This is a genomic window from Aestuariibaculum sediminum (genome assembly GCF_014596945.1).
Lineage (GTDB): Bacteria > Bacteroidota > Bacteroidia > Flavobacteriales > Flavobacteriaceae > Aestuariibaculum > Aestuariibaculum sediminum.
Genome location: NZ_JACVXB010000003.1, coordinates 513,109 through 531,825 on the forward strand (window position 1 = coordinate 513,109; position 18,717 = coordinate 531,825).

General features: G+C 33.6%; 16 protein-coding genes. 12 read left to right on the forward strand and 4 right to left on the reverse strand.

The annotated features are described in order from the left end of the window. Nucleotides 1-132 precede the first annotated feature (132 nt). From ICJ83_RS09865 to ICJ83_RS09880, 4 genes are all read left to right on the forward strand, one after another. Nucleotides 133-1,233, forward strand: a complete 1,101-nt coding sequence (locus tag ICJ83_RS09865) for a fatty acid desaturase family protein (protein ID WP_188230212.1) — start codon at nucleotides 133-135, stop codon at nucleotides 1,231-1,233. A 19-nt stretch (nucleotides 1,234-1,252) separates the two neighbouring features. Further along, on the forward strand, nucleotides 1,253-2,437 hold the full coding sequence (locus ICJ83_RS09870; protein ID WP_188230213.1) for a pyridoxal phosphate-dependent aminotransferase: 1,185 nt from the start codon (nucleotides 1,253-1,255) through the stop codon (nucleotides 2,435-2,437). 280 nt (nucleotides 2,438-2,717) lie between these two features. Beyond that, nucleotides 2,718-2,879 (forward strand): DUF1328 family protein, encoded by a 162-nt coding sequence (locus tag ICJ83_RS09875; protein ID WP_188230214.1) that lies wholly within the window; start codon nucleotides 2,718-2,720, stop codon nucleotides 2,877-2,879. 53 nt (nucleotides 2,880-2,932) lie between these two features. Next, nucleotides 2,933-3,109 (forward strand): hypothetical protein, encoded by a 177-nt coding sequence (locus tag ICJ83_RS09880; protein ID WP_223154689.1) that lies wholly within the window; start codon nucleotides 2,933-2,935, stop codon nucleotides 3,107-3,109. Nucleotides 3,110-3,679: 570 nt separating this feature from the next. Here ICJ83_RS09880 and ICJ83_RS09885 read toward each other — a convergent pair. The 3 genes from ICJ83_RS09885 to trkA all read right to left on the reverse strand — a co-directional run bounded on the left by ICJ83_RS09885 (nucleotide 3,680) and on the right by trkA (nucleotide 6,888). Further along, nucleotides 3,680-3,820 carry a hypothetical protein gene (locus ICJ83_RS09885; RefSeq protein WP_188230216.1) on the reverse strand — a complete coding sequence of 47 codons (141 nt, stop codon included), beginning with the start codon at nucleotides 3,818-3,820 and terminating at the stop codon, nucleotides 3,680-3,682. Nucleotides 3,821-4,020: 200 nt separating this feature from the next. Beyond that, nucleotides 4,021-5,514 carry a TrkH family potassium uptake protein gene (locus ICJ83_RS09890; protein WP_188230217.1) on the reverse strand — a complete coding sequence of 498 codons (1,494 nt, stop codon included), beginning with the start codon at nucleotides 5,512-5,514 and terminating at the stop codon, nucleotides 4,021-4,023. Between the two features lie 24 nt (nucleotides 5,515-5,538). Beyond that, a complete protein-coding gene (gene trkA / locus ICJ83_RS09895; protein ID WP_188230218.1) occupies nucleotides 5,539-6,888 on the reverse strand; it encodes a Trk system potassium transporter TrkA in 1,350 nt (449 codons plus the stop codon). 260 nt (nucleotides 6,889-7,148) lie between these two features. On the opposite strand from trkA, the gene ubiE reads away from it, so the two are divergent. Continuing rightward, complete coding sequence (gene ubiE / locus ICJ83_RS09900; protein WP_188230219.1) at nucleotides 7,149-7,874, forward strand: bifunctional demethylmenaquinone methyltransferase/2-methoxy-6-polyprenyl-1,4-benzoquinol methylase UbiE; 726 nt, start codon at nucleotides 7,149-7,151, stop codon at nucleotides 7,872-7,874. Nucleotides 7,875-7,883: 9 nt separating this feature from the next. Next, on the forward strand, nucleotides 7,884-8,612 hold the full coding sequence (gene porT / locus ICJ83_RS09905; protein ID WP_188230220.1) for a type IX secretion/gliding motility protein PorT/SprT: 729 nt from the start codon (nucleotides 7,884-7,886) through the stop codon (nucleotides 8,610-8,612). Between the two features lie 7 nt (nucleotides 8,613-8,619). Here the strand turns inward: porT and ICJ83_RS09910 are convergent, their stop codons facing one another. Further along, complete coding sequence (locus ICJ83_RS09910; RefSeq protein ID WP_188230221.1) at nucleotides 8,620-9,339, reverse strand: TrmH family RNA methyltransferase; 720 nt, start codon at nucleotides 9,337-9,339, stop codon at nucleotides 8,620-8,622. 296 nt (nucleotides 9,340-9,635) lie between these two features. On the opposite strand from ICJ83_RS09910, the gene tamL reads away from it, so the two are divergent. The 6 genes from tamL to rpsO all read left to right on the forward strand — a co-directional run bounded on the left by tamL (nucleotide 9,636) and on the right by rpsO (nucleotide 18,611). Further along, a complete protein-coding gene (gene tamL, locus ICJ83_RS09915) occupies nucleotides 9,636-12,152 on the forward strand; it encodes a translocation and assembly module lipoprotein TamL (RefSeq protein ID WP_188230300.1) in 2,517 nt (838 codons plus the stop codon). A gap of 220 nt (nucleotides 12,153-12,372) precedes the next feature. Next, the gene (gene fbaA, locus ICJ83_RS09920) at nucleotides 12,373-13,440 is read left to right on the forward strand and encodes a class II fructose-bisphosphate aldolase (RefSeq protein WP_188230222.1); all 1,068 of its coding nucleotides are present in this window, start codon (nucleotides 12,373-12,375) and stop codon (nucleotides 13,438-13,440) included. 253 nt (nucleotides 13,441-13,693) lie between these two features. Further along, entirely contained in the window at nucleotides 13,694-16,378 is a 2,685-nt protein-coding gene (locus ICJ83_RS09925) for a T9SS type B sorting domain-containing protein (RefSeq protein ID WP_188230223.1), read from the forward strand. Between the two features lie 301 nt (nucleotides 16,379-16,679). Then, the gene (gene accD, locus ICJ83_RS09930) at nucleotides 16,680-17,537 is read left to right on the forward strand and encodes an acetyl-CoA carboxylase, carboxyltransferase subunit beta (protein ID WP_188230224.1); all 858 of its coding nucleotides are present in this window, start codon (nucleotides 16,680-16,682) and stop codon (nucleotides 17,535-17,537) included. Between the two features lie 133 nt (nucleotides 17,538-17,670). Next, entirely contained in the window at nucleotides 17,671-18,192 is a 522-nt protein-coding gene (locus ICJ83_RS09935; protein WP_188230225.1) for a hypothetical protein, read from the forward strand. A 149-nt stretch (nucleotides 18,193-18,341) separates the two neighbouring features. After that, nucleotides 18,342-18,611: a 30S ribosomal protein S15 gene (gene rpsO / locus ICJ83_RS09940; protein WP_188230301.1), complete on the forward strand. Its 270-nt coding sequence runs from the start codon at nucleotides 18,342-18,344 to the stop codon at nucleotides 18,609-18,611. The last annotated feature ends 106 nt before the right edge of the window (nucleotides 18,612-18,717 follow it).

Below are 18,717 nucleotides of genomic sequence, written 5' to 3' on the forward strand. Positions count from 1 at the left end.
TTCAACAAAAATATACTTTTTAAACACATATTTTTACAAAAAAACGTTATAAGTTCAGGTCGTTTATACCTATCTTTGCCGAAGGTATGATAGGCAAATTTTTCATTTAGTAATCATATTAAAATTTAAAGAATGTCAAAACAATCACTTTCCTTTTCAAGAACAGATTCTGCTAAGTTTTTCAGAACACTTAACAAACGTGTAAACGAATACTTCAAAGAAAACAATGTAAAACGTACTGGGAATTGGAAACTATGGGTTAAAACTATTGTCATGTTTTCAATATTTTTAACGCCTTACTTTTTATTATTAACATTAAACATCCCAGGTTGGGCGCAATTGCTATTAACCATTGTTATGGGAGTAGGAATGGCCGGCGTAGGCATGAATGTAATGCACGATGGCAACCATGGATCCTTTTCGAATAAAGAATGGATAAACCGTTTAATGGGTAGCAGTATTTATATACTGGCCGGAAATGTTTATAACTGGCAGGTACAACATAATGTACTACACCATACATACACCAATATTCACGGTATGGATGAAGATTTAGAAGCTGGACGCATTTTACGTTTCACAGAACATTCAGAATGGCGCTGGCATCACAAATTTCAGCATTATTACTCGGTTTTGCTTTACGGTTTATTAACCCTAAATTGGGCTATTACTACCGACTGGCAACAAATGCGACGTTACATGAAACGTAAGTTATCTTATGGAAAATTCCCAAATCCAGTTTGGAACTGGAGCAAATTGGTTATTTCTAAATTAATTTACATTGCGATTTGGATCATACTTCCTATGTTAATTTTAGATATTGCATGGTGGAAAATTTTAATTGGCTTTTTTATCATGCACTATACAGCAGGACTTATTTTAAGCGTAGTATTTCAGTTAGCACATGTTATGGAAGAAGCCGAAATGCCTTTACCTGAAAAAGATGGTACCATGAAAAATACCTGGGCTATTCATCAATTAAAAACAACCGTTAACTTTGGTGCAAAAAGTCGAATTATCAACTGGTTTACTGGAGGTTTAAATCACCAGATAGAACACCATATCTTTCCACACATCAGTCATATCCATTATGATAAAATTGGAAAAATCGTAAAAGAAACAGCAAAAGAATTCAACTTACCATATAACGAATATAAAACCACACGTAAAGCCATTCTTGCTCATTTTAAGCATTTGAAAGAAATGGGAGCAAAACCAGCTTTACAAGTCTAACCAAATTATTAATTACTAAATGCAATTACTATCCGATAGAGTTCTTAACATGGCTACGTCTGCGACTTTAGCTATGGCAGCAAAAGCAAGAGAACTAAGAAATGAAGGCAAAGATATAATAGGTTTAAGTTTGGGTGAACCAGACTTCGATACGCCAGAATTTATTAAGGAAGCCGCTATTCAGGCGATTAACGACAATTACAATTCGTATACACCTGTTGATGGCTACGGCGAGTTAAAAGAAGCTATTATAACAAAATTTAAACGCGATAACAATTTAACTTACACACCCGCCCAAATTGTGGTTTCAACAGGAGCTAAACAATCTTTAGCTAACGTTGCAGCCGTTTTAACCAATGCTGGTGATGAAGTGATTATGCCATGTCCTTATTGGGTAAGTTATGCGGATATTGTAAAATTATTTGACGGTGTACCTGTAGAAGTTGTAACCAGTATAGCTACAGACTTTAAAATGACGCCTGAGCAATTGGAAGCTGCAATAACGCCAAAAACCAAAATGATTTGGTTTAGCTCACCTTGTAACCCGAGTGGATCTATTTATAGTGCTGAAGAATTAAGAGCCTTAGCTGATGTTTTAGTAAAATATCCAAACATTTATGTAGTTTCAGATGAAATTTACGAACACATAAACTATGTTGGAGGTCATGCAAGTATGGCACAATTTGAAGATATGTACGATCGTACCATTACAGTAAACGGTGTTTCAAAAGCGTTTGCGATGACTGGTTGGCGTATTGGATATATTGGTGCTCCAGAAAAAATTGCGCGTGCTTGTAATAAAATTCAAGGACAAATGACTAGTGGCGCAAACTGTATAGCGCAGCGAGCTACTATCACTGCTTTAAATGAATCTCCAAATCGTGTAAAATACATGATTGATGAGTTTAAAGTACGTCGAGATTTAATATTAGGACTTTTAAACGAAATAGAAGGATTTGAAACCAATACACCTCAAGGTGCATTCTATGTATTCCCTAATGTTTCAGCTTTCTTTGGAAAAACAATAAAAGGAAAAACTATAAACAATGCTTCCGATTTATCTTTATTCTTATTGGAAGAAGCTCTTGTTGCTACAGTTGATGGAGCTGCTTTTGGAAACCCAAACTGTTTACGTATTTCTTATGCTGCTTCACAAGAGCAAATTATTGAAGCGATCAAGCGTATAAAAGAAGCTTTAAGTTAAATTTTATTCAAATTATAAAGCATTTAAAGTCCGAAAGTTAATCTTTCGGACTTTTTTGTTGATCATACATCCAAAAAATTATTCATTTTATCATTTGTAAGTAAATATTACGTATCTTTATACTTACCAAAACACCTCCCTTTCTTAAAATCTCCAATCAGTTTTTAACATAAATACGTACTTAATATTCATTTTTAAATGTATGTTCCATAGAAAACCTATTACTTACATACTCTAGGAATATTAAAAAATATAAACTGTTTAACTAAAACCATAAACTATGTTACGCTGGACAATAATATTTATCGTTATTGCAATTATTGCTGGAATTTTCGGCTTTGGAGGAATTGCTGGCGCATCTGCTGGAATAGCAAAAATCTTATTTTTTGTATTCATCGTTTTGTTCATTTTATCCCTCATAAAAGGTGTTTTAAAAAAATAAAAACAACACATACTAACTAAATCCTTATTCATATGAAAAAATTAGCTTACTTCTTGATTCTAATACTAACTGCAGGCACTGTATTAATTGGCTGTAGAGACCAAAAAACCACCGGCGAAAAAATTGAAGATGGACTAGAAGAAATCGGAGACGGAATCGATGATACTGCCCATGACGTTGAAGACGGTATTGAAGATGCCGCCGATGATATTGAAGACGCAGTAAATTAAATACCTAATTAACACTAATTAAATTACATTAAGCCCGGAAAATATTTTCCGGGCTTTTGTTTTCAATAATATTATTAGTAAATTTAATCTTACAAAAAAAATAATAATCCCTCACTTAATTTTATAACCATTTACTTAGGGTTTTCCTTAATTCATTTCATTACAACGTTACGTCGTTTTAATATAACATCAAATTAGTTGGCTTTATATAATAGCTATTATATGCCAATTCATCTGAATTTAACTAATAAATTAAGTCTTTAGTTTTTATGCGTCATTGGCGAATAACTTCTCTTTTAATTACAATTATTTCCGGCATACTATGGTTTATTAGCGACGCCGGTACCTCATCTCTTGTTGCACAAATTCTTTGTCTTTTGTTTAGTCTTCTATTCATTTTGCTCGCTATTAAATTCATAATCAAGAAATAGCACAACAAAGCACTCTATTATAACAGTAAGTACAGTGAAAACCGATAACTAAAATACCTAAACATGTTAATACACCATATATAAAATGCATTTGCTTATTGTATAAAATTAAATTTTGCCTAATTCTTTACAAGTCAGCTTATGTAGCATTTGGGTATTTCTTAATATTCACATTTGCATAACTACCTTGTAGCGCTTTAGATTCTTTACGCTTAGACACTAAATCCCTATTGTTTTTTAATGAACTGTTTGCAGCCATCATAGCTCCTTCTCCTCCCATAATTTCTAAATATTAACATTGAAACATAAAATCATTTATGGATCATTGAAGATTAATAATTATCCATAAAAAAAGCTAATTTTCTTATTAGAAGTAAAATTCTTTTAAATATTCCAAGTTTGTAACAATATAGGTCACGAACAGAAGTCAGTTTTTAAACTTAAAATATAAGAGTTTAAAAAACTATTAGTATATCTGCATTAACGTGTTCTCCAGAAAAAAGGTGAAAATAAAATAAGAACTGTAAAAAGTTCTAAACGTCCAATTAACATTAAAAACGAAGACCACCATTGCGCCAAAGGCGGTAATTCTGCATAGTTATTCACAGGGCCAAAACTACCAAGGGCAGGACCAATATTACCTAAACTAGAAGCAGACAAACCTACTGCCGACATATAATCGATGTCGAACATAGAAAACACCAATGCACCAATGATAAATGACAACATATATAAAATAAAAAAAGCTAAAACATTAAATACAATATCACCAGAAATAGCTTTGGTATTATACCTAACAGGCAATATGGCATTAGGATGAAGTGCACGTTTAAATTCAAGAAAACCGTTTTTTATCAATATTAAATGACGTACTACCTTAACACCTCCTGAAGTACTTCCTGCAGACCCCCCGAGAAACATTAATCCGAAAAAGAATACGAGTAAAAATGGTGTCCAAAGGGTATAATCTGCCGTAATAAATCCAGTAGTGGTAATTACAGTTAACACTTGAAATAACGCATGCCTAAAAGCACTTTCGGCTTCTCCCCATACCATAGGGTGATGAATAGTAGATATTGAAACATCCGCCCTTAGATAAATAATGACAGCAGCAATAATGGAAAATACAGTAATAAATTTAAAATAAAGCTTAAATTCTTCATCCTTTATAACTTTTTGAACACGCCCCTTAAAGGCAAAATAACTAAGAACAAAGTTAGAGCCTGCCAAAAACATAAATAATATAACGATGTATTGAATTATTGGATTATCGTTCCAGTGTGCTAAACTTGCGTTTTTAGTTGAAAATCCCCCAGTTGAAACCGTGGCCATGGAATGATTAATAGCATCGAAGAACGTCATTCCTGCAAGCTTTAAAAAAATAGTTTCTGCTACAGTATATCCAAAATAAATTAACCATAAACGTTTTGCTGTATCGGTTATTCTTGGATGTAATTTATCGGCACTAGGGCCTGGTGCTTCAGCAGCAAACAACTGCATTCCACCAATACCCAACAATGGCAAAATGGCTATCGCTAAAACAATAATCCCCATACCACCGATCCAATGTGTTGTACTTCGCCAAAATAAAACGCCCTCAGGGATAGCTTCTATATCATTAAGAATAGTAGCTCCCGTAGTGGTATAGCCGGACATCGTTTCAAAAAATGCATTCGTAAAACTTGGAATACTTTGAGTTATTATATAGGGTAATGTGCCCGATAAAGACATGATAATCCACCCAAAAGCAACAACAATGTAACCTTCACGCTTATTCATTTCCTTAGTGTGCTTACGTGTAAGTAACATAACCAAAGCCCCTATAATGAGTGTTAATATACCTGCCGTAAAAATTTGAAATGTAACTCCATCGTTACAAATGAAACTCACTAAAGTTGCTAACAACATAAACCCGCCATTAAACAGCAAAAGCAAGCCTAAAAAATGAAAAATGATTTTATAATTTAATTTCAATGTCCGACAGATATTTGAGGATGATTAGATAAATAATTTTTCGACCCGTTTGATTGATTGTAATAAGCTGCACACAACTACCCTATCTCCTTCCTTAATTTTAAAATCCCCTAAAGCAATCATGCCAACACCATCCCTAATAACGCCACCAATAATGGCTTCTCTTGGAAAATCGATGGTTTTAATAACTTTATTGCAAACGGCCGAGGTAGACTTTACTTCAAACTCCAGTAACTCTGCATTTAAGTTACTTAATTTGGTCATTGCTACAACTTCTCCTTTACGAATGTACCTAAAGATATTGTTTGCTGCTAGTAGTTTTTTATTTATTAAAGTATCAATACCTACCGATTGAGAAAGTTCAAAGTAATCCATATTCTCAACTAAGGCTACTGTTTTTTTTACGCCTTTAGATTTTGCAACCAAACAGGACATAATATTAGTTTCAGAATTTTCGGTAACAGCAATAAACGCATCCATATTTTCAATATTCTCCTCGTCTAGTAAATCTACATTTCTACCATCGCCTCTAACCACCAATACGTCTGGTAATTGATCGGCCATGTTAAAGGCATGCTCTTTATCCTGTTCTACCAGCTTTATGTACAAGTTCTTTTTACTTAAATCTCTAGCAGCTTTGAATCCAATCTGGCTAGCTCCTAAAATCATGACATTCTTTATCTCTCGATTTACTTTACCTGTGAGCCTGCATAATTCTTCAGCTCCACCTTCGGAAGTAATAAAAACCACATTATCGCCGCGCTCAAACCTTGTGCTTCCACGTGGAATTATTGTGTATTGAGTACCATAACGTTGAATAGCAATTGGCACAAAATGAATTTCAGGAAAAATCTCGGCTGCTTCTTTTACTGTTTTTCCAACAAACGACGCAGAGCTTGAAAGAGTTAATCCCACCATGGTTAAAGCGCCACTTTCGAACTCATAGGTTTCGTTAAACGACGACTGCTTTAATGATAATTCGATTTCTGCAGCTGCTAACGCCTCAGGAGAAATCAATTCATCTACACCAAATCTGTCGAAACCTAATTCCTCCTTATGGTGTATAAATTCGGTATTTGATATTCTTGCTATAGTTTGTTTTGCGCCCAACTGTTTTGCTAAGGCACTCACGGTAATATTGGTGGTTTCACTTGAAGTTACGGCTATAAACAAATCACATATACCTACACGCCCTTCCTTTAAAATACTTATAGAGGTAGCATCACCACGAACCACTTTAATATCTAAATGTGCATCGGCATAGGAAATTCGTTCTTTATCCGGATCTATTAAAGTAATTTCCTGAGATTCGTAGGATAATAATTTTGCTAAATGAAATCCAACTTCTCCAGCACCAGCAATTATAATTTTCATTTGTTATTGTTCAAATTTAAATGAGAGAATGTCCCATTTCTATATCTGTAGAATTTGCTATTAATCTTAAACAAGAAATGTTTCATCACATATTATATTATAATAAGTAATACAAAGATAGTATAATTTACATTTGTAAATAAAAACGTCTCCTACATTTCAATTTCTATAATTGTACAATTCGTTTTTTAGCGAATTAGGCATTATTTCATATTTTTTACTCGGAATAAATTATGTAGGTTTGTCAAAAATTTAAAGCATTGTCAAAAATTAAACCATACAAGCATAGCGATTTAGGAAAAAAAGAACAAGTAACTCAAATGTTCGACACCATTTCTGGAGATTATGATGGCTTAAATCGTGTTATTTCCTTTGGAATAGATATAAAATGGCGTAAAAAAGTTGTTAAAATGGTTAAGGAAACCAATCCTGAATCCATATTAGACATCGCCACTGGCACAGGCGATTTAGCTATTAATTTAGCTGAAACTAATGCCAATAAAATTGTTGGGTTAGACATAAGCAGCGGCATGCTAGAAATTGGCAAAGAAAAAGTAAAAAACAAAGGCTTAGGAGACCGAATTGAAATGATTTTGGGCGACAGTGAAAATATGCCTTTCGAAACCAACACCTTCGATGCCATTACCGTATCGTTTGGTGTAAGGAATTTTGAAACTTTAGAAAACGGCCTTAAAGAGATTTACAGAGTGCTTAAACCTGGCGGTACTTTTGTTATTTTAGAAACTTCTATACCAACAAAAACGCCTTACAAACAAGGTTATAACATTTATTCAAAACACATTTTACCAGTAATAGGCAAACTTTTTTCCAAAGATCGTAGCGCCTACAAATACTTAAGCGAATCTGCATCGGCTTTTCCATATGGAGAGGCGCTAAACAATATTTTGCGCAAAATTGGGTTTATTAATGTTGAAGATTTTCCGCAAACATTTGGAGTTGCGACTATTTATAAATCCGTAAAGTAAATAACCTATATGAAACGCATCCTTGTTTTATTATCATTTTTATGCTTAGTTCATGGAGCAAATGCCCAGCTGTTTAAAAAAGATAAAGTTATTTATGATGCGAACCAAGGTCGCGGATCTACAGATAACGACTTACTGCGTTGGGGGTATTTTTTAGGAATTAATTACTTAGATTTTAATTTCGATTACAATCAGGATTTACGTGATATTTATGTAAAACGAAGTCCCGGATTTAATGTTGGGTTAATTGGTAATTTACGTGTAAATAGCTTTTTAGATGTTCGTTTAGAACCTGGACTGCTTATTTCTAGTCGAGAATTACATTATAGTTCCACTTATTTTTCCGACCCCGATGTATCGGATTCTGACTTATTCCGTGAAGTCAAATCCACCTATATTTATGTGCCCTTACTTCTAAAAGTTTCCACGAAGCGTATTAATAATTTTAAACCGTTCATTACAGGAGGATTTGCTACAGCCTTAAATTTATCTAGTAATGAAGGAAACCCAAATGATAATAACAACGGTCAGTTCAGAACTAAAAAAAATATGCTGTTTTATGAGTTAGGGTTCGGTATCGATTTTTACTTACATAACTTTAAGTTCACCCCATCCATTAAAGGTGTTTTTGCCATGAACGATGAGCTCGTGAGGGATAAAGACCCAAATAGTCCATGGACAAGTAACATCCACAGTATGCAAACAAGAGGCATTTTTATTAACTTTACCTTTCAATAAAGCCTAATTATCGACGCTTCAATTCACTTAATAAAATGGCTGTTGCAGTTGCTACATTTAAACTTTCAGTAGCCTGTAAATCACCAAACCTAGGAATCGAAATCTTATTAGTCACCAACTGTTCTATACGCTTCGAGATACCGTTAGCTTCATTTCCCATCACTAATACTCCTTTTTCCGGCAATTGACTTTGGTAAACATTATCACCTTCCATAAAGGCCCCCAATACAGGTAAATCCATTTCTGATAAAGTTTCTTTTAAATCGGCATAATGAATATTCACCCGAGTTATTGATCCCATTGTAGCTTGTACCACCTTAGGGTTAAAACAATCTACTGTTTCCTGACTACATAATAATTCAGTAATACCAAACCAATCGCAAAGTCTAATAATAGTACCTAAATTTCCTGGGTCACGAACATCATCTAAAGCAACTATTAAACCATCGTAGTTTAGAGTTATTGGTTGTGGAATTTTAAAAAGAGCCAATGCCATATTCGGATTTTTCAAAAAACTAATTCGTTTTAAATCGCTTGCCGAAATTATCGTTTCTAGTTTGGCATTAATATTGAAGCTTTGCGTTGTGAATAACGCATGAAGTTCTAGATTAGAAGATAGTAGTTCTGTTATGGTTTTTACACCTTCAACTACAAATAACCCATGTTGTTGACGGTATTTTTTTTGCTTCAAGCTAGCAATTAATTTTATTTGACTTTTGGAAAGCATTGAAAAAAAATCCTTTAAACTATTAACGGCGTAAAGAAATAAAATTTTACTCTGATAAATGTTTTAATTTATTTAAATCTTTTTTAGAACAAGCAAAAAAAGAATAATATAGCTTTATTTAAAGTAATGTCTATAAATTACCTTGGAAAAAAATAAAAATAAACTCATGAAATAATGTATTTTTGAGCCAATTAAAGGTAAAAGCAACGCGGTACATCCATAAGAATTTAACAACCTACATTAATTTATAATTTCGTTTGAAACCACTTTATAAAAATATACCTGTATTAATTGTTATGGCAGGAATATTGTTTTCATGCAACGCCGTAAAACGAGTTGATGAAAAGGACTATTTACTTACCAATAATGCGGTTTTAATTAATGGAAAGAAAAACAAATCGGAAACCATAGGGAATTTACTGTACCAAAAACCTAACAGTAAAATACCAGTTGTAAACACGCCTTTAAGATTGCATATTTATAATTTGGCACGACCAAACATAGATTCTATTCTTGAAGAAAAAATTTATAATAACCCAAAAAAATTAAAACGAAAAACTAAAAAGTTTTCAAGAAAACAAGTCAATAAGGATGTTGAAAACCGATTAAATTTCAACGCTTGGTTAAAATCTACGGGTGAAGCTCCGGTAATTGTAAGCGAAGATAAATCTGAAAAATCGGTTAAGCGACTGGAAGATTATCATATTAATAATGGTTGGTTCGATGTTGAAGCCAGTTATGAGATAAATAAAAAAGACAATAAACGCGCAGACGTTGAATACAACGTTGAAACAGGCCCTGCGTTTTTATTAGATACCATTACCACTAAAATAAAATCGCCTGTTATAGATTCTATTTATCACAAAAAAATACTACGTAATAGTCTCATAAAATCGAAAGAACAATACAGAACGTCTAATTTCGAGCAGGAACGCGACCGTATTTCGAACGAATTAAGAAACTCTGGACTTTTTCATTTTAATCAGGATTATATAGGTTTTGAAATCGACACCATTGGAACCAATAAAAAAGTAAACGTCGATATACAAATTCAAAATAGAACCATTCGGGATTTAGATTCTATTTACCGCGTTCCATTCAATATTTACAAGGTTAAAGACGTAAATATTATTACCGATTATACCTTTGAAAAGAGAAACAAAAAGTTAAATGGTCCCGTTAACTATAAAGGTTACAAACTTTGGAGCTATGGCAAAATGCGTTATCGCCCTAAAGCCATTACTGATGCCGTTTTTATAACTCCCGGAGAAATTTTTAAAGATAACGACCGCACATTAACATACAGGCACATAAATGGATTACGCACGTTTAAATATCCAAATATCGATCAGGTAGAAATTGACAACCACACCCTATCGGACACCATTAGATTAACGGCTTTAAAAAAGTTCAGTTTAGGTTTTAGTACCGATGTTTCAACCAGCAATATTCAAACCGTAGGATTTTCATTAAATCCTAGTCTTTTAATGCGTAATATATTTAGAGGCGCAGAAACCTTGGAAATTTCGGCCATTGGATCAATCGGTTCTTCAAGAGACCAAAATGAAGGCGATCCTTTTTTCGATATTAACGAAATTGGAGCAGACCTGAAACTTACTATTCCACGGTTTTTCTTCCCGTTTAACACCAATAATTTAATAGCGAAAGACATGTCGCCCAGCACACGCATATCGCTTGCCACTACAAGTCAAACCAATATTGGGTTAGACAAACAAACCTTAAGTGGTGTATTTAATTACAAATGGTCGCCATCGCAAAAAGTAACAGATCGATTAGATGCATTCAACATTCAATATGTAAGAAACCTAAATATTGATAATTACTTTAATGTATATACCAGCTCATTCGATAATCTGGAAAATATTGCTTTAAACTCATACAATACCCCTTCAGAATTTATATCTATTGATAACAATGGTCAGGAATCGCTGATTATAGATAAATCTGATGAGTTTATAGATCTGGTGTTATCCGATGACAATTACCAATCTAGCAACCCCAATCAGTATAAAGAAGTTAATAATATTAACGAAAGAAAACAACGTTTAACCGAGAACAACCTTATTCTGGCCTCAAGTTTCAGCTTAACCAATGATGAACGAACCAATTTATTTGATGAGGATTTTTCAATATTTCGATTTAAGTTAGAAACCGCTGGAAATATTTTATCGGGTATGTCGGACATTTTAGGTTTGCAAAAAAACACTAATGGACGTTACGAGCTGTTCAATGTGGCTTATTCCCAATATATAAAAACCGAATTAGACTATGTAAAGCATTGGGATTTAGGCAAAAAAAACATTTTAGCTTTTAGAAGTTTCTTTGGAATTGCGATTCCGTATGGCAATTCCACTAATATTCCATTTTCTAAAAGTTTCTTTGCTGGAGGAGCTAACGATAACCGCGCCTGGAACGCCTATAGCTTAGGTCCTGGTAGTTCCAAAAATAGTAATGACTTTAACGAAGCTAACTTAAAAATAGCATTAAGTGCCGAACATCGATTTAATATTTTTGAAGACCTTAACGGTGCCGTTTTTGTTGATGCCGGAAACATATGGAATGTCCTGGATGATGTTGAAGATGAAAATGCGGTATTTTCTAATTTCAATTCGCTAGAAGATATTGCTATTGGAACCGGTTTTGGATTACGCTACGACTTTAGCTTTTTTGTATTCCGTTTCGATATAGGTTTCAAAACGTACGACCCTTCTTATCAAGATAATAACCGTTGGTTTAACGATTATAATTTTGGAAATGCGGTTTACAACATTGGAATTAACTATCCATTCTAGTTCTCCATCATATCTCCATCCTGCATCGTTTGGTATTTTATTCTATATAAATAGTTTACACATCTGTATTTTGGTATTAGCCTCTACCTACACTTTAGCTTACAAAAACTACAACGTTTTAGTTTATTTTTAGCATTTTACATAGATAAAACATCTTCTCCTAACATAAAAATTGATTATTTTTGGGACTTACAAACTAAAAAAAACAAAATTTTATAAAATGGGACACAACATTAAACCAGGAGTTGCTACCGGACAAGAAGTTCAAGCAATTTTCAAACTTGCCAAAGAAAAAGGATTTGCTCTACCAGCAGTTAACGTAATCGGTTCAGACACTATTAACGGTGTTTTAGAAACTGCAGCTGCTCTTAATGCTCCGGTAATCATTCAGTTTTCTAATGGTGGTGCCCAATTTAACGCTGGTAAAGGCTTAAGTAACGACGGACAAAAAGCTGCAATTGCTGGTGCTGTTGCCGGTGCAAAACACGTGCATACTTTAGCAGAAGCCTATGGTGTTCCTGTTATTTTACATACAGATCACTGTGCTAAAAAATTATTACCTTGGATAGACGGTTTATTAGACGCTAGTGAAAAGCACTTTGCAGAAACAGGTAAATCACTTTTCAGTTCTCACATGATTGACCTTTCGGAAGAGCCTCTGGAAGAAAACATCGAAATATGCAAAACCTATTTAGAGCGTATGAGCAAAATGGGAATGACATTAGAGATTGAATTAGGTATTACAGGTGGTGAAGAAGATGGCGTAGATAACACAGATGTAGATGATTCAAAATTATATACACAACCTGAAGAAGTTGCTTATGCATACGAAGAATTAAGCAAAGTTAGTAGCCAATTTACTATTGCTGCAGCTTTTGGTAACGTTCACGGTGTTTACAAACCAGGAAATGTAAAACTTACTCCAAAAATTTTAAAAAATTCTCAGGAATATATTTCAGAAAAATACGGTGTAGAGCACAATCATATTGATTTCGTATTCCATGGTGGTTCGGGTTCATCTGTTGAAGAAATTCGCGAATCGATTGGATACGGTGTAATTAAAATGAACATCGATACCGATTTACAGTACGCATTTATGACTGGTATTAGAGACTACATGGGAGGAAAAGCCGAATACTTAAAAGGCCAAATAGGAAACCCTGAAGGTGATGATGTTCCTAACAAAAAATATTATGACCCTAGAGTTTGGTTACGTGAAGGAGAAAAAACCTTCGTTGAACGCTTAAAAAAGGCTTTCGAAGACCTAAACAATGTGAACACATTATAACAAGGTTCTAATAAATATTATAAAGCCTCTACAATTGTAGGGGCTTTTTTATTTCTACAATATATCATTAACTAGCTCTCATTACAAGACCATCAATTTATTGCTATTCAATAATTTAATTGAACAACACAGTCCTTATAGGTTAAATTTTTTGTAACTTTTAACAGCCCTAACAAACTATTTTTCCCTAACAGAAAAACAAATTGTGTTAACCAATCAATTGTTTAGAGCAGCTCTTCTATTTTTTAATATTTTGAGTGTAACTCTTAGTTATACCCAAAATGAATCTGCTATTTGGTATTTTGGCAATCGTGCCGGACTTGACTTCAAAAATGGCTCGCCGGTTTTTCTTAATAATGGAAAATTAAATACCGAAGAAGGATGCGCTACAATAAGTGACCAATATGGAAACCTGTTATTCTATACCGATGGACGTACGGTTTTTAATAAAAATCACGAAATCATGCCGAATGGAGTAGGTTTAAAAGGCCATCTTTCAAGCACACAGTCTGCCATAATAGTACCAAGTATTTCAAACACACAACTTTATTACATTTTCACGGTTGATGATAAATTCGGATCACAGTGGGGAGGACCTCCAAAAACGGGCTTAGCGTTTTCGGTGGTAGACATGACCTTAAACTCTGGTTTAGGGGACGTTATTCCTACATCTAAAAACACCGTATTACTCCCGTATGCATCCGAAAAACTAACTGCTGTAAAAAAGAAAAACGGTGATGGATTTTGGATTATCGCCTTCGCAGAAAAATCAAATGCATTTCACGCATACGAGGTTAATGCGCAAGGTGTTAATACAACTCCTATAGTTTCCCCAACAAATTCAATAGATTTTTCCCGAGGATACCTTAAAGCCTCGCCTAATGGTGATAAATTAGCCATGATTAACGCTGTTTTCAATGGCTTTTTACTTTTTGACTTTGATAATGTAACAGGTAAAATTAGTAATCAACAGGCTATAGAATCTCAATTAATTTTAACCTCTCCTGATCCGTTTTACTTTTGGCGAGGCCCCTATGGGTTGGAATTTTCTCCTAACGGCACGCTTATTTACATTTCTGGTGATTTAACAGGAATTGTGCAATTCGATATCAGCTCTGATAACGTTAACACAATAAAAAATACAGGCATATTATTACACGACGGTAGCAACCACCGTTTTGCAGCATTGCAATTAGCATTAAATAAAAAAATTTATGTAGCCACCTATAACTCCAACAAGTTAGGTGTGATACAAGAGCCCAATATTAAAGGTACAGAATGTCGCTTTATTAAAGATATTATTCTATTAGATTTTGGTATTTGTTTAGACGGTCTGCCGCAATTCTATCAACATTATTTTTCAGAATTGGAAATAGAAATCACCAATTCTTGCTACGGAAACCCTAATGCCTTTAATTTCTCAAGTAATTCTAGTTTTGATACTATTCATTGGGATTTTGGCGACGGCACTTCTTCTTCCGAACAAACCCCCGAATATACTTATAGTGCTCCGGGTCGTTACGCAGTAAGTTTGACCGTAACAAAGGGTCTGAAAACATTAACTCAAACAGCTATTGCCTTAGTACATGAGTTACCCGCATTCCCCACTGAAATTGAGCTTCAACAATGTGACAATGATAACGATGGTCTAACAATCTTTAATTTAGACCAACTCATGCAAACAATAAATCCTAAATTTAACGGTCATATTCGTTTTTTTGAATCGGAAAAGGATGCTGAACAGTTTACCAATTCAATTGATGATTCATCTGCATATAAAAACAAAACTAATGGTTTAACACAAGTTTGGGCTAGAGTAACAAACGAAAACGAATGTTATAAGTTGACAAAACTAAAATTAATTGTTACCACATCGCAAATCCCCGAAAATTTTGTTTGGGATTTTTATGCCTGTAGTCAGGATGACAATATGGATTATGCTACATTTAATTTTAGCGGTGTTACAAACGAAATAAAGCTATTATTCCCAAACCCAGAAGACCTCATAATTAATTATTATCGAAATGTTAATGATGCTTACACACAAAACAATCCTATTGAAAACATTTCCAACTACACAAATACGGGCTATCCCAAGTCACAACAAATCTACATTAGGGTTCAAAATAAATTTAATAGCAATTGCGTAGGCTTAGGAGCCCACATAAATTTACATGTTAACGCTTTACCCGCATTTACATTGGAAACGCTTCCCGTAATCTGTTCCTCTACTCCTTCTCATGAAGTTGTTATTACCCCCTTTAAGAATCTCCCTGTGGAGGACTATAATTACACTTGGGCGTTTAATGGTAGTATCGTTTCGACCGCACCTCAACTAATTACAAGTATTCCTGGAAATTATAGTATAACCTTAACTAAGAAGTCTATAAGTAACTGTTCCGTAACTAAAACATTTACGATAAAATCATCAGAAACAGCTACCGTTTCATTGAATGATATCACTAAGATTGAACTTTCAGAAAATAATTCTATTGGCATACATAAAAACAATTTAGGCACAGGAGACTACGAATTTGCTTTAAACAATAGCCTAGGTCCGTATCAAGATACAGCTTATTTTGATAAATTACCGTCTGGACAACACACCTTATTTATTAATGATAAAAACGGTTGTGGCACAACCGCTATTGACGTGTATATTATGGGGTATCCTAAATTTTTCACTCCAAACAATGATGGCGTTAACGACACTTGGAATATTGAAGGAATTAACGGTAATAACATACAAAAGCCAATTGTATACATTTATGATAGATATGGTAAGCTTCTCAAAGAAATAACCCCAAACGAAACGGGTTGGGATGGTATTTCAAATGGCAAATTAATGCATCCCGCAGACTACTGGTTTGTTGTTTCTGCAAAGAACGCCAATGGTCAACTAAAAACCTTTAAAGGTCATTTTAGTTTAATTCGATAATCATAATTCCTTGTCTATTCTTCAGTATTAAAGTAATCAGAACTAAAACCATAATAAATTACTAGTAATCATTAAATTAAAAAACAATATTTTGAATCTTTTCAGATAAATAAGCATAAAAAATACATTTTAACCAATAAAAGAGACAAGGCATTACCTCAAAATTAAAAAAAGACTTAATTTTGTGCACTGGTTTTTTAGATTTGTATGTTACAAAAAACATTAGAAACCTTATAATTATAACGATAAACAAGATTTTCTTTATAAATCTAAAATCGTAAATTTAAAATCGTAAATCATTATGTCTTGGTTTAAAAGAAAAACAAAAGGAATAACCACCACAACCGAAGAGAAAAAAGATACTCCGAGAGGATTATGGTATAAATCTCCAACTGGTAAAATTGTAGATGCAGAAGAATTAGAAAAGAATTTTTACGTTAGTCCTGAAGATGGCTATCACGTAAGAATCGGAAGTAAAGAATACTTTGAAATTCTTTTCGACGATAATAAATTTAAAGAATTAGACGAAAACCTGGAATCTAAAGATCCTTTAAAATTCGAGGACACAAAAAAATACCCAGACCGATTAAAAGCGGCTCAATCTAAAACAAAACTAAAAGATGCCGTACGCGTTGGAGTTGGAAAATCTAAAGGTAAAGATTTGGTTGTTGCCTGTATGGATTTTGCTTTTATTGGAGGATCCATGGGAAGCGTTGTTGGAGAAAAAATTGCTCGTGCAGCCGACTATTCTTTAAAGCATAACATTCCGTTAATGGTCATCTCTAAATCTGGAGGAGCCCGAATGATGGAAGCCGCATTATCATTGATGCAATTAGCAAAAACATCTGTAAAACTTGCGCAGTTAGCCGATGCTAAAATTCCTTACATATCATTATGTACCGATCCAACGACAGGAGGAACAACCGCATCGTTCGCCATGTTAGGAGATATTAACATAAGTGAACCTGGTGCCTTAATCGGGTTTGCTGGTCCACGCATTGTAAGAGATACTACAGGAAAAGAATTACCAGAAGGATTCCAAACGGCAGAATTTCTATTAGAGCATGGCTTCTTAGATTTCATTACGCTTAGAAAGGAGCTTAAAAATAAAGTGAATCAATATTTAGATTTAATATTAAATCAGCCATTAAGAGCCTAATACATATTTTATTTAAAAGCGATAAATTTAAGAAAGCAACTAATACTAGTTGCTTTTTTTTATGCAACAAACTTCACAATAAATTCATAATCAGTATATTTACAAAAACAAACATTAACCCAAATCTAAAATTATGAAATTAAAATTATCTTATTTATTTTTAGTTCTCACCATATTTCTAAGTTGTGATGAGTTGGATAAACTCACTGAATTTGATGTAAGTGACAACTACGGAACTACACTTAACGTAGCTGTTCCGGAAGGCGGTTCAATGTCCTGGTCGGAAAATATAACTGTAAACCTTGCATCCAACAATCAGGTTCAGGAAAATCTTGAATATATTCAGGATGTTACCATAACTAATTTAAGTTTTGAAATAGATAATTATGTAGGTGCTGCCGACGGCAAATTAAGCAATGCCACAATTTCTATAGCCGGAAATACAATAAGTATTGGCAGCATAGATTTAAAAGCTGCCGATGATTCCAATCAAATATTTTCAATTGGTACTGCTGAACAATTAGCACTTATCGCTGCTTACTTAAAAAATGAACAACGCGTTACGGCGACCCTCTCTGGGACCTTAAATACCACACCTGTTAATTTTGATGTAAACATTGATGTTGAAGTTACAGTAACCATAGATGTTATTTAACAGATTAAAATAAAACTTTGAGTGAAACACAAAACCCTACACAACTTTTCTTTTAAAATTATTAGCTTAAAAATGATTTTTAATTAGTATATTTGCCGCTCGAAAGACAGCCTTTCGATTACATAACAATTATTTACAATAATATTAGCATGTATTTAACAAAAGAAAGTAAACAAGAAATCTTCGCAAAACACGGTAAAGGAGCAAATGATACGGGTTCTGCCGAAGGACAAATCGCGTTATTTACGCACAGAATTAATCACTTAACTGAGCACTTAAAAAACAATCGTAAAGATTTTAACACTGAGCGTTCGTTAGTAAAATTAGTAGGTAAGCGTCGTGCTTTACTAGATTACTTAACTAAGAAAGATATTTTAAGATATCGTGCTATAGTTAAAGAACTAGGTTTAAGAAAATAATTAAAAAGAGGCTTTTACAGCCTCTTTTTTGTTTATATACTACTCAAGTGCAAGAGTTTAATATGCACAAAATAAGAAGCTAATTACAGTTTTTCATTGGTCAACA